Annotated in this window: 9 protein-coding genes and 3 pseudogenes; 10 read left to right on the top strand and 2 right to left on the bottom strand. The window is 71.0% G+C overall.

Going from position 1 to position 12,203, the window contains the following annotated elements:
* Nucleotides 1-19 precede the first annotated feature (19 nt).
* Entirely contained in the window at nt 20-469 is a 450-nt protein-coding gene (locus ABZ154_RS30115; protein WP_356837537.1) for a hypothetical protein, read from the bottom strand.
* Between the two features lie 526 nt (nt 470-995).
* Between ABZ154_RS30115 and ABZ154_RS30110 the strand changes: the two genes are divergently transcribed.
* From ABZ154_RS30110 to ABZ154_RS30085, 6 genes are all read left to right on the top strand, one after another.
* Entirely contained in the window at nt 996-1,304 is a 309-nt protein-coding gene (locus tag ABZ154_RS30110; protein WP_015610155.1) for a hypothetical protein, read from the top strand.
* Nucleotides 1,305-1,485: 181 nt separating this feature from the next.
* Nucleotides 1,486-2,358, top strand: a complete 873-nt coding sequence (locus ABZ154_RS30105; RefSeq protein ID WP_356837536.1) for a hypothetical protein — start codon at nt 1,486-1,488, stop codon at nt 2,356-2,358.
* Entirely contained in the window at nt 2,348-3,718 is a 1,371-nt protein-coding gene (locus tag ABZ154_RS30100) for a hypothetical protein (protein WP_356837535.1), read from the top strand. Before ABZ154_RS30105 ends, ABZ154_RS30100 begins: the two co-directional genes overlap by 11 nt.
* Nucleotides 3,715-5,265, top strand: a complete 1,551-nt coding sequence (locus ABZ154_RS30095; protein WP_356837534.1) for an SCO6880 family protein — start codon at nt 3,715-3,717, stop codon at nt 5,263-5,265. Before ABZ154_RS30100 ends, ABZ154_RS30095 begins: the two co-directional genes overlap by 4 nt.
* A 69-nt stretch (nt 5,266-5,334) precedes the next feature.
* A complete protein-coding gene (locus ABZ154_RS30090; protein ID WP_356837533.1) occupies nt 5,335-6,753 on the top strand; it encodes an ATP-binding protein in 1,419 nt (472 codons plus the stop codon).
* A 1-nt stretch (nt 6,754) separates the two neighbouring features.
* On the top strand, nt 6,755-8,356 hold the full coding sequence (locus ABZ154_RS30085) for a type IV secretory system conjugative DNA transfer family protein (protein ID WP_356837532.1): 1,602 nt from the start codon (nt 6,755-6,757) through the stop codon (nt 8,354-8,356).
* A 26-nt stretch (nt 8,357-8,382) separates the two neighbouring features.
* Here the strand turns inward: ABZ154_RS30085 and ABZ154_RS30080 are convergent, their stop codons facing one another.
* Nucleotides 8,383-8,952: a GNAT family N-acetyltransferase gene (locus tag ABZ154_RS30080; RefSeq protein WP_356837531.1), complete on the bottom strand. Its 570-nt coding sequence runs from the start codon at nt 8,950-8,952 to the stop codon at nt 8,383-8,385.
* A 50-nt stretch (nt 8,953-9,002) separates the two neighbouring features.
* On the opposite strand from ABZ154_RS30080, the pseudogene ABZ154_RS30075 reads away from it, so the two are divergent.
* The 4 genes and pseudogenes from ABZ154_RS30075 to ABZ154_RS30060 all read left to right on the top strand — a co-directional run.
* A pseudogene (locus ABZ154_RS30075) lies at nt 9,003-9,446 on the top strand (ABC transporter ATP-binding protein); the annotation flags it as partial.
* Nucleotides 9,443-10,270 (top strand): ABC transporter permease, encoded by an 828-nt coding sequence (locus tag ABZ154_RS30070; RefSeq protein ID WP_356837530.1) that lies wholly within the window; start codon nt 9,443-9,445, stop codon nt 10,268-10,270. The pseudogene ABZ154_RS30075 and the gene ABZ154_RS30070, both read left to right, overlap by 4 nt.
* A gap of 120 nt (nt 10,271-10,390) precedes the next feature.
* Nucleotides 10,391-11,632: pseudogene (locus tag ABZ154_RS30065) on the top strand (histidine kinase); the annotation flags it as partial.
* Nucleotides 11,629-12,057, top strand: a pseudogene (locus ABZ154_RS30060) (response regulator). The pseudogenes ABZ154_RS30065 and ABZ154_RS30060, both read left to right, overlap by 4 nt.
* The last annotated feature ends 146 nt before the right edge of the window (nt 12,058-12,203 follow it).

Here is a 12,203-nt window from a genome sequence, read left to right as displayed (position 1 = left end):
CCCGGCCCGCCCGGCCGGCTCACGGCTTCTCATCCGAGGTTGCGCCCGCTCCCGGACCCGGGCCCGCGACCCTCACCCGGTCGAAAGACCCCTTCACGGCTTCGTTCACCTCGGACTGGGTGACGGCCACCGCCCGCAGTTTCCCGGCCAGGCTCCGGCACTCGTCGCGAGCGGTCTCGATGCGCCGTTCCCACGAGGCCCGTACGGTGCCCAGCTCGGCGAGCGCCGACAGCTCCCCGGCCCCTGCCGTCAGCCCCTGGTGCGCCCGCCCCAACTCGGCCTTCACCGGACCGAGGTGAGCCACCAGGCCCTCGGCTCCGCCAGCAGCCCGTAACCACGGCCCATCACCGTGCTTCAGGTCACCACCGCCGCCACCACTTCCCTCCGTTCCGCCGCGCGGCTCGACCCACCACCACGGCCGGTCGCCGCCCGGCTGCGCCAGCACGCCCACTCCGCTCACACCACTCACCCCGTTCCTCGATCGTGGAGCGGCACTGTGCCAAACACGGCGCGGCCGACATGCCGCCCACCTGCACGGCGGGGCGGTGCGGCCGGGGCAGGCGCCCCGCGATCACAGGGCTTCTCGCCGCAATGGACGTCCACGGGATTCACCCGGACGATGGACGCAGAGCGTCCTCCTTCCCTGCGGTCGCCCCGCCCTGACGGCGCATCGCCCCGGCACACCGGCGCACCGCCCACCCTCGAACGGCGCATACGAACACGCCGTGCCCCACGAACGCTGCAACCGCATCAGGAACCCATGGCCTCCGTCGTTGCTCGCGGTCACACCGCGTGATACACAGAGTAACCAGGCATATGCATGTGGATACCGGGACGAGCCGCAGGTCAGGGCGGCCCTGTCGGTCGAACGTGCGAGATCCGGGTAAAGAGACCGGGAAGGCGTCGTGCGAGCGGGGTTTCATCAGCGAAGATAGAAGGCAACCCGTGCCACACGGGCGCGGAAAGCTAACTACCCAACAGGGGCGGTGACTTACATGATCCTGGCAGCAGAGAAGGGCGACATCACCACCATCATCGGCGGAATCGCCCCCAACTGGGGGCCGTTCGGCACGCTGGGCAACGAGGCGCGCATCATGATCGAGGTGGTGATGGCGATCGCCATCCTGCTCTGCCTCGGCATCGCGATCTGGGGCGCGGCGAAGCAGCGCATCGGGGCGACGGCGCTGCGCGACACGTTCAGCGCGGAACAGGGCAAGGGTCTGATCGTGGCAGGCCTGACCGGGGTCTTCATCATCGGCTCCCTGGGCACTCTCTTCACCATCGTGTACGGAATGGCTGTCTGACTAACCGTCGGCCAGCCCTCACCGGGCCGTCCCCGCCCGCTCCCCACCATCCGTTCGTCGTGCCCACCGGCTGAGGTTGCGTCTCCCTGATGTCGAGTCACTCCACCGCGCTCACGCGGCAACCAGCACAGCTACCGTCGTCATGCGCGGAACCGCGCACGACCGAGGGGGCGAATGCGGCATGAGTCCCGGCGACGAGCACGACTACCGCGGCATGGACCCGGGCGGGCGCGCGGACGACCCGTACAGCACCCTCGGCGGCACCCGCCAGACCCGTACCCGCCTCCCGGACGGCGACGCGGGCCATCCCCACGCCCGTCGACCCGTCCGGAACTCACGCTCCCTCGTCACGATCACCGGCGTGGTGGTCCTCCTCATCGCCGCGATCGCCTTCGCCAACCGGGGCGGCACGGGTGACGGCAACAACGCCTCCCCTGGCACGAAGAACCCAGGAGCGGCGGGCTCGGCGCCCACCGCTGCCACCGGCACCAAGCCGGTCCAGGGCAAGAACGGAACAATCGCCTCCGGCTTCGCCCATGACGAGCAGGGAGCGCAGAGCGCGGCGGCGAACTATGCGGTGGCGCTGGGGTCGGCGGAGATGTTCAAGGCGGAATCTCGCCGCAGCATCATTGAGGCGACGCATGATCCAGCAGTGGCTTCGGGGCTCCAGGACAGCCTGGACGTCGCCTATTCGCCGACGTTCTACAGGAACGTCGGCCTTAACGACGACGGCAGCACACCCAACGGGCTGACCTTCGTCTCACGGACCGTCCCGGTCGGTACGAAGATCGTCGAGGTGGCGACCGATGCCGCCACGGTGGAAGTCTGGTGCACCGGTCTCGTCGGGCTGGCCGGGCAGGGCTCCACCAAGCCTGTCACCGAGACCTGGTTCACCATCTCTCAAAAGCTCAAGTGGATCGGCGGCGACTGGAAGATCTCATCGTCGAGCCAGGCGGAGGGGCCGACACCGGTCAACGGTGACAACCGTGCCTCCACGGCCGACGAGCTGGCTGCGGCGGTTGATGCGTACGGAGGCTTCACCTATGCCCGATAGCCGCGGATTCCGCCACTCCTCGCTGGCTGGCGCCGCAGCCCTCGTGCCTGCCGCGCTGGTCGCCCTGGCGCCGCGGGCCGCCGCAGCTCCCACGCCGACGCCGACGCCGTCCCCCAGCGAGAGCGACAACCCCTGCGATCTCATCGTCGGGCTCGCCCGGGACTACTGCGAAGACGGGGAGAACGCCCGCAGCGACTCGCGCGCTCCGACCGACATCGACAACCCCGCCGACCCCCTCACCTCCCTCGCCCAAGGCTGCGCCGACGCCGCAGCCTGGATCGTCGGCAAGCTCAGCGAGGCCGTCGAGTCCACCGCGAACGTCGACTTCACCAACCCCAAGTTCCTCCAGCAGTACGCCGTCATCTTCGCGGCCTCCACCGTCCTCACGCTCGTCCTCTGGCTCCTCGCCGTGACCAAGCGGGCCATCCGGGGCGTCCCCCTCACCACCGCGATCTCCGAGGCCGTCGGCTTCCTCTGGCTCACCGTCCTCGCCTCGGCCTTCACGCCGCTGATCCTCTACACGATCGTCTCCGCCACCGACGGCGTCACCGACGTCATCGCCTCCTCCACCGGCGGCCAGACCGACGTCTTCTTCGGCTCGTTCGCCGAGGCCCTCAAGAAGGGCACCGACATCGGCGGCGGACCGATCATGCTGATCGTCGTCTCGCTCGTCTCGATCGTCGCGGCCGGCGTCCTGTGGCTGGAGCTCGTCATCCGCGCCGCCCTGCTCTACGTCGGCGCGCTCCTCGGCATCGTCGTCTACGCCGGTCTCGTCGACAAGAACATGTGGGGCCACGTCCGCCGCTGGGCCGGCATCATGATCGCGGTGATCATGGTCAAGCCGGTCATCGTCATCGTCCTCGGCCTCGCCGGAGCGCTCTCCGCCGGCGACGGGCCCGACGCCTTCTCCGCCGTCGTCTCCGGCCTCGCCATCATCCTGCTGGCCATCTTCGCCTCCGCCATGATCTACCGCTTCGTCCCCGGCTTCGGCGACGAGATCCAGGGCGCCCGCACCAACCGCAAGCAGGCCACCGACGGCGCCCAGGCCGCCGCCCTCATCAGCTCCCCGGCCGCCCTCGTCTCCCAGGGCATCAAGACCCACAGCGGCCGCAACGACCAGAACAGCGGAGGGGGAGGCGGCGGTGCCCGCCCCTCCAACCCGGCCAGCGGCGGCGTCGCCGCACACAGCTCCCGTACCACCGGCGGAGGCGGCGCCGGATCTGTCCCCTCCGCCGCACCCTCGCCCCGCAGCGGCGGCTCCGGCCCCACCTCGGGCACTCCCCACGGCAGCCGCTCCTCCCGAGGCGGAGGCGGCTTCGGCAGCACAGGTAACTCGAGCACAGGAGGTGGAGGGCGTTGACGACTCAGTCCCACACGATGACGCCCCGCCGTACGTATCTCATCGGCCGCGCCCGGCCGAACGCGATCGTCGGCAAGAACCGCGAGACCGGCGAGATCGCCCTGATCATCGTCGGCGCTTTCCTCGGCATGATGAGCGGACTCCTCGTCCCCGTCCTCTCCCTGCGCATCGTCTGCCTCGTGGGCTTCCCGCTCCTCGCTCTCGCCATCGTGTACGTCCCGTACAAGCACCGCACGTTCTACAAGTGGTTCGAGATCAACCGCAGCTTCAAGCGCTCCCTGCGCCGCGGCACCGCCTACCGCTCCGGCGCCATGGAAGCCGGCGTCAGCGCCGACGGCCGCGAGGTCGAGATCGGCCCGCCCCCCGGCATCGGCCGCATCAGCTGGCTCGCCGCCCCCTTCGGCCCCGACGAGATCGCCGTACTCCTCCACGCCGACCGACGCACCGTCACCGCCGCCATCGAGATCGAGGGCCCCGGCGTCGGCCTCCGCGACAGCGAGGACCAGGAAGCCCTGGTCGACCGCTTCGGTACCCTCCTCAAGCACGTGGCCAACGGCGACGGCTTCGTCACCCGCCTCCAGATGCTCGCCCGCACCCTCCCCGCCGACCCCGACGCCCACGCGAAGGACGTCGCCCAGCGCGGCGACAAGGCATCCCCCGGCTGGCTCCAGGACTCCTACGACCAGCTCCAGTCCATGGTCTCCACCTCCAGCGAGCAGCACCGCGCCTACCTCGTCGCCTGTATGCACTACAGCCGCGAACTGGCCGCCGAGGCCAACGCCATGGCCCGCGCGGCCCGCCCCCACGGCGGCCGCAAGCTCGACCGCGACGCCGGACTCGCCGTCGTCATGGCCCGCGAGCTCACCGACATCTGCGCCCGTCTCGCCGAGGCCGACATCCGGGTCCGCCAGCCGCTCGGCCAGAGCCGCCTGGCCTCCCTCGTGCACTCCATGTACGACCCCGACCACCCCATCGACCACATCCAGGCGATGACCAAGCGCAACGCCTGGCCCGCCGAACTGGACGCCGTCGAGCCAACGTTCCTCCAGGCCAAGACCCGCGAGTCCACCACCCGCGCCCCCTGGTGCCACGCCACGGCCTGGGTGAAGGAGTGGCCGATGACCCCCGTCGGCGTCAACTTCCTCGCCCCGCTCCTCGTGCACACCCCCGACGTCATCCGTACGGTCGCCGTCTGCATGGACCTCGAACCCACCGAGGTCGCCATCGAACGCATGCTGACCGAGAAGACCAACGACGACGCCGAGGCCAGCCGCCAGGCCAAGATGAACCGCACCGTCGACCCCCGCGACATCGCCGCCCACGGCCGGCTCGACCAGCGGGGTGAAGATCTCGCCAGCGGCGCGGCGGGGGTGAACCTGGTGGGGTACATCACGGTGTCGTCCCGTTCACCCGAGGCTCTCGCCCGCGACAAGCGGACGATCCGCGCCTCGGCCGGCAAGTCGTACCTCAAGCTGGAGTGGTGCGACCGCGAACACCACCGCGCCTTCGTGAACACGCTCCCGTTCGCCACCGGCATCCGCCGCTGACGCGGACCCCGCAGAGAACACCGAACCCGACCCGCAGGAAGAACCCCCAACAAGAGAGGGCACCACGCCATGCGAGACCCCCTGTCCGCATTGTCGGATGCCTTCACCTCCTTCCTCTTCGGCAAGGTGGAGACGACCCGCCTTCCCGTCCGTACGTCGACGGGCCAGGCCCAGGCCGTCTACCTGCCCACCGCCGCCCCCGGCCTCGGCGACTCCGGCGTGATCATCGGGCGCGAGGTCTACAGCGGCAAGGGCTACATCTACGACCCCTTCCAGCTGTACGGGCAGCAGCTCCCCGCCCCCCACTGGCTCGTCCTCGGCGAGTCCGGCAACGGCAAGTCGGCGCTGGAGAAGACCTACGTCCTACGCCAGCTCCGCTTCCGCGACCGCCAGGTCGTCGTCCTCGACGCCCAGGGCGAGGACGGCGTCGGCGAATGGAACCTCATCGCCCAGGAGCTGGGCATAACCCCCATCCGCCTGGACCCGACCGCCGCCCTCAACGGCGGCATCCGCCTCAACCCCCTCGACCCCTCCATCACCACCACCGGCCAGCTCGCCCTCCTCCGCACGATCATCGAAGTCGCGATGGGCCACGGCCTGGACGAGCGTTCCGGCTTCGCGCTCAAGGTCGCCCACGCCTACGTGACCGCCACCATCACCGACCGCCAGCCGGTCCTGATGGACATCGTCGAGCAGCTCCGGCACCCCAAGCCCGAGTCGGCCGAGGCGATGAACGTCGACATAGACGATGTACGGGCCTGGGGCCTGGACGTCGCCCTCGTCCTGGACCGGCTCGTCGACGGTGACCTGCGCGGCATGTTCGACGGCCCCACGACCGTCGGCATCGACCTCGACGCGCCCCTCATCGTCTTCGACCTGTCGCACATCGACCGCAACTCGATCGCCATGCCGATCCTGATGGCGATCGTCGGCGTCTGGCTCGAACACACCTGGATCAGGCCCGACCGCAAGAAGCGCATCTTCCTGGTCGAGGAGGCGTGGCACATCATCAACTCCCCCTTCGTCGCCCAGCTCTTCCAGCGCCTGCTGAAGTTCGGACGCCGGCTCGGCCTCTCCTTCGTCGCCGTCGTCCACCACCTCAGCGACGTCGTGGACGGAGCAGCGGCCAAGGAAGCGGCGGCCATTCTCAAGATGGCCTCCACCCGCACGATCTACGCCCAGAAGTCGGACGAGGCACGCGCGACCGGACGGGTCATCGGGCTGCCACGCTGGGCCGTCGAGATCATCCCGACCCTCACGCCCGGCATCGCCGTCTGGGACGTCAACGGCAACGTACAGGTCGTCAAACACCTGATCACCGAGGCCGAACGCCCCCTCGTCTTCACCGACCGGGCCATGACCGAGGGCTCGTCGGTCGACCTTCTCCCCGAGGACATCCGCGCCGCGGAGCTGGAGGCGGAGCAACGGGCGGCCCGGATCGAGAACCAGCAACGTATCGACGATTCGTCCCGGTCCACGGTGGCCTGACATGGCGCACCGACCAGCACGCCGAGCAGCACACGGACCGGCACCGGAGCGTGGCCGCGGGCACAGCCCCCGGCCTCACCCCCGCCCGCACGCGCACCCCCGCCACGAGGAGCCCCGCAGCGGCGGCATCCCCGACGGCCTGCTGGTCGGCCTGATCGGCTTCCTGTTCGCGGCCACCCTGCTCGCCTGGACGGCCACCGGTATGGCCGGCCTCCTCGCGCACGGGTCCTGGCCGGACGGCGTCACGTTCACCCGGACCCCCCTCGCCCTGCGCGAACTGGCCACCGCCCCGCAGGACCTCCCCTCCGCCTGGCCCCACACGCCCGCCTCCCAGCTCTCCGGCTACGGCCTGTTCTGGGGCCTGTTCATCGGCGAGCTGATGGTGCTGGTGGTCCTGACCGTGTTCGTCCTGGGGTCCGTGGCCCGGTGGCGGGCCGTACGGGAACGACGCCGCGAGGAACACCTGTACGGCCCACCCCACGAAACCCACGAGGCTGACGAGACCCAGCAGCTGCACGCGGCTCACCAGCCCCACGCGGCCCCCGCCCCCGCCCAGCCCGCAGCACCGGCGCCGGCCCCGACACCGGCCACACCCCCCACGCCCTCGCTGTCCAAGAGCGCGACGGAGGTACCCCCCACCCCCCTCAGCCTTCCCTCCCCCCGCACCCCCCTCCTCGTCTACGCCACCGCCCCCGCCCGGCGCCCCACCGTCGTCCAGGCCATCCAGGACGCCGAGGGCCCCGCCCTGGTCGTCACCTCGGACCCCACGGTCTGGGCCGAGACGAAGGACGCCCGCGCCAAGCTCGGCCCGGTCCTCGTCTACGACCCCGGCCACCTCTGCGACACCCCGGCCCGCCTCCACTGGCCGCCCACCGCCGGCTGCGAGCACCCCGGCACCGCCGCCGTACGCGCCGCCGCCCTCCTCGCCCCGGTCCGCCCGCAGGCCAGGATCGACGCGGCGGTGGCCGACACCGCGCAGACGCTCCTCCAGTGCTGGCTGCACGCCGCGGCGGTGGACGGCCGCCCCTTCCGCCAGGTCGCCCGCTGGGCCTCGGGGGCATCCGCCCACGAACCCGTACGCCTCCTCCGTACGCACCCCAAGGCCGCCTCCGGCCTCGCCGGGCTGCTGGAGTCCGCGCTCACGGGGTATCCGGAACGGCGTGTAGTTGCCCAGGAGTTGAACGTACGGGTCTTCTCGGCCCTCTCCTCCGTGCACATCCGCGAGGCCTGCACGGCGAACCGATCGGATGCGGCCGCGCTGGAATCTTTTGGCCGCGAGGGGGGAACGCTCTATGTGGTCGGTGAACCCATCGAGGATCCCCGTACCCATCCCGGCGCGATGCCCCTCCTCACCGCGCTCGCCTCACACGTGGTCGAGCACGGCCGCCGCATGGCCGCACGGTCATCCGACGGTCGGCTCGACCCACCAATGACGCTGGTCCTGGACGACGTGGCCGCCGTGGCCCCGCTCCCCCAGCTCCCCGAACTGCTGGCGAAGGGCCAGGACCTGGGCCTGCCCGCGATCGTCCTGCTCCGCTCCCGCGAACAGGGCCGGGCCCGCTGGCAGCAACACCTGCACGCCCCGGCACCGGGCGCCGTCTGAACGAACAGGGGCAATGACCCCTTCCCCTACTCCCGCTCGATCACATACTCCAGCTCCCACCCACGCCGCTCACCCGGCACCGGCACCGAGACCGGCACCGGCATCCGCTGCCCCGACGGTACGAACCCGAACCGCCGGTAGAACGCCGCAGCGCGCGGGTTGTCCTCGTGCACATACAGGCGTACCCGCTCCAGCCGGGGCACGGAGAGCGACCAGGCCCAGTCGACGGCCACCTGGAACAACGCGTCCGCCACCCCGGCCCCCCGCGCCTCCGGCCGGACGAACACGCCGACCAGATGCCCCTGGTCCACCTCAGCGGGCCCCCCGAAGCACATGTCGTCCTCCGGGCGCTCGATCAGCACGGTGACCGTGCCCACCCACTCCCCCTCGGGCGACTCCGCGACGAACTGCCGTACGTCCCTGCCCTCGGCGGCCGCAGCCGTACGGTCCTGCCAGAAGCCATCCGGTCGCGCCACCGCCGCCTCGTACGAGTCGAGGAACGCCACGGGGGCCGCGGGATCGCGCAGGGCATCCAGCCGCAGCTGCCTGGCCAGCGGCCATTCCTCGGCCCGTACGGAACGCATCACATAGTCCATGGCCCGATCTTCGCCCGCCGCCCGCATGCCGCTCAACCGACTAACTCCCCCTCGTCTCCTCCCACCTGATGAGTGAGATGGCCCTCACCGCCGACCACTTGATCGTCATCGGCCGAGGCCGCCTCCTCGCCGACACGACGGTCGACGAACTGGTCCGCCAGGCCGGTGGCGTGTCCGTGAAGGCCGTCACCCCCCAACCCGAGGACCTGCGAACTCACTTGAGGGCTCCGGGCGTGGAGATCGCCACAGTCGCCACGTCCCCCGCAGCTCCCACGGCCCCCGCCACCCCTCTCCACGAACTCCGCATCCGGGGCGTGGAGGCGGCCCACATCGGCGCCGTCGCCGCCGCGCACGGAATCACGCTCCACGAACTCACCCCGCAAACGGTCTCGCTGGAGCAAGCCTTCCTGGACCTCACCCAGGACGCGGCCGACCACCGGTCGCAGCCGACGGCGCCCACCGCCCCCGACCACCTCACCGGAGCCGCAGCATGACCACGACGACCCCGCACACCGTCACCCCCACGCGCCAAGCACCCCCGAACCGCATCACCCCGTACCGCATCACCCCCACCCGCATCCTGCGCTCCGAGTGGCACAAGCTCCGCTCCCTGCGCTCCACCTGGATCACCCTGACGACAGCGGCCGCACTCGTCCTGGGCGTCGGCCTGATCATGGGCGGGACCTACACCTCCGGCGGCGGGGACTCCGACGTCGACATCGTCGTCCTGACCCTGTACGGCAGCCTGCTCGGCCAGCTCTGCGTCATCGTGCTGGCCATCCTGGTCACGGCGGGCGAGTACGCGACCGGCATGATCCGCTCCTCGCTCACCGCCGTCCCCACCCGGCTCCCCGTGCTCTGGGCGAAGGCGACGGTCTTCACCGTCACCGTCTTCACGGTGATGTCCGCAACCGCCCTGACCACCTTCGTCACGGCCCAACTCTTCCTCCACGACACCGACCAGGCGGCCTCGCTCACCGACCCCGGCGTCCTGCGGGCCCTGGCCGGCAACGCCGTCGGGATCACCCTGCTCAGCCTGATCGCCCTCGGCCTGGGCTCGCTGCTCCGCTCCGTACCGGGCGCGATCGGCGCGTTCACCGGCGGGGTGATGATCCTCCCCGAGGTGCTCGGGATGCTCCCGTGCGAGACGGTCGAGCGCGCCCTCGCCTACTTCCCCACCCAGGCAGCCGGAGCTCTCGGCTCCGCCACCCCGATCACGGGCGCCGCCCCGCCCGGCCCGGCCCTGCTGACCCTGTGCCTGTGGGCGACGGCGACTCTGGCGGCGGCCGCCCTGGCCCTGCGCCACCGAGATGCCTGACCACCCTTCCCCCGGACTCCCGCAGGAGAATGAACAGGTGACGGACCACGCCACCGACGCCAAGGACCAACAGCCAAAGACGCGGCCACCAGCTCGGCCACAAGCTCGGGACCGGACACCGCCCCGCTCACCCGAGCCGTCCGCAGCGGTCTGGACCGTCTCCGCGCCTTCGACCGATGCCGGCCGCTGCTCTGGGACGCGGTGGTGACCGCGTTCTGGACCGTGGCGGCCGTCCTCGACTACACCTCCGGCGGCTGGCGAACGGTCGCCCGCGATGTGACGGCACCCGAGTCCCTGGTACTCCTCATGAGCCTGTGCTTCTCGCTCCCGCTGCTGCTGCGCCGCAGGCACCCCATGGCCGTACTCCTGCTGATGGCGCCGGTGTCCCTGGTCAACGTCTGGACCGGAGCCGTCGTACAGGCCGCCCTCCTCCAGCTGGTCCCGGCCTTCCGGATCGCGTTGCGCTCCCCCCTCCGGAGGTTCGGCGCCGCCGGGCTCGTCCTCTGCGCCCCGGTCGTGGCCGGCGCGGCCCGTATCCCGGGCATCTGGAACCAGCAACTTGTCTCATACCTGTGGGGGTTCGTCTTCGTCGCGCTCCTGGGCATCGTGGTACGCACGCGCAGCGACTACACCGAGGCCCTCGTCGAGCGCGCCCACCGGCTGGAACATGAACGCGACCAGCAGGCCCGCCTCGCCGCAGCCGCCGAGCGCACCCGTATCGCCCGGGAGATGCACGACATCATCGGCCACAACCTGTCCGTCATCACGGGCCTGGCGGACGGCGGTGGGTACGCGGCCGCCAAGAGCCCGGAGCGCGCAACCCAGGCCCTGGAAGCTATCGGCACCACCAGCAGGCAGGCGCTGTCCGAACTCCGCCGTCTCCTGGGCGTCCTGCGCGACGACCACCCCGACGCGGACCGCGCCCCGCAGCCGACCCTCGAGGACCTGACCCCCCTCATCGAACGCGTCCGCCGCGCCGGACTCCCCGTCCACCTGCAGTCCCACGGCCAACCCGGCCGACCCACCCCCCTCACCCCAGGCCGCCAACTGACCGTCTACCGGGTGGTCCAGGAGTCCCTGACCAACACCCTCAAACACGCATCCCCACCCGCCGACGCGCCCCTGTCCGCGACGGTGACCCCCACCTACACGCGCACGCACGTCGACGCCCTCATCACGGACACGGGCGCCGGCACAGCCACCGACGAACACGGCACCCCCGCCCCCACCCTCGCCCAAGGCATCATGGGCATGCGGGAGCGCGCGGCGCTCTACGACGGCACGATCGAAGCCGGCCCCCTGCCGGCCCACGGCGGCTGGCGCATACGCCTCCGCCTCCCCCTGGAGGACCACCCCCTGTGACGACGGTACTCATCGCGGACGACCAGCCGATGCAGCGCTTCGGCTTCCGCATGCTGCTGGAGAGCAGGACGACATGACGGTCGTCGGCGAGGCGGGCCATGGCACCGAGGCCGTCAATCTGGTCGCCCGGCATCAGCCGGACGTCGCCCTGATGGACATCCGCATGCCCGGCCTGGACGGCATCGAGGCGACCCGCCGCATCATCAGGTCGGGCTCCCGCACCCGGGTCCTCATCGTCACGACCTTCGACCTCGACGCGTAAGCGTACGACGGCCTCCGCGCCGGAGCCAGCGGCTTCCTGCTTCCACCTCGCCGAGTCCACGGTGAAGACGCACGTCACCCGCATCCTCGCCAAAACGGGATCCAGAGACCGGGTGCAAGCGGTCATCCTGGCCTACGACAGCCGACTGGTGACGCCCGTCTGAGAGATCGAAAGCGTGAGGGTTCCGTCCCCGGCCCGCCGGGGACGGAACCCGGAACGCAGAAAAGCCCCGTGCCACAAGGCACGGGGCTTTCCCGGAAAAATTGTTCGGCGGCGTCCTACTCTCCCACAGGGTCCCCCCTGCAGTAC

The sequence above is a fragment of the Streptomyces sp. NPDC006261 genome (assembly GCF_040613515.1).
Classification (GTDB): domain Bacteria; phylum Actinomycetota; class Actinomycetes; order Streptomycetales; family Streptomycetaceae; genus Streptomyces.
The sequence above is the reverse complement of the archived record's forward strand: the minus strand, read 5'-3'. Positions and strand labels throughout refer to the sequence as shown.

What these genes read in the sequence shown, in the direction of transcription:
- ABZ154_RS30080 (WP_356837531.1), bottom strand. Translation starts at nt 8,952, where the DNA reads ATGGACTATGTGATGCGTTCCGTACGGGCCGAGGAATGGCCGCTGGCC.
- ABZ154_RS30085 (WP_356837532.1), top strand. Translation starts at nt 6,755, where the DNA reads ATGGCGCACCGACCAGCACGCCGAGCAGCACACGGACCGGCACCGGAG.
- ABZ154_RS30090 (WP_356837533.1), top strand. Translation starts at nt 5,335, where the DNA reads ATGCGAGACCCCCTGTCCGCATTGTCGGATGCCTTCACCTCCTTCCTC.
- ABZ154_RS30110 (WP_015610155.1), top strand. Translation starts at nt 996, where the DNA reads ATGATCCTGGCAGCAGAGAAGGGCGACATCACCACCATCATCGGCGGA.
- ABZ154_RS30105 (WP_356837536.1), top strand. Translation starts at nt 1,486, where the DNA reads ATGAGTCCCGGCGACGAGCACGACTACCGCGGCATGGACCCGGGCGGG.
- ABZ154_RS30070 (WP_356837530.1), top strand. Translation starts at nt 9,443, where the DNA reads ATGACCACGACGACCCCGCACACCGTCACCCCCACGCGCCAAGCACCC.
- ABZ154_RS30100 (WP_356837535.1), top strand. Translation starts at nt 2,348, where the DNA reads ATGCCCGATAGCCGCGGATTCCGCCACTCCTCGCTGGCTGGCGCCGCA.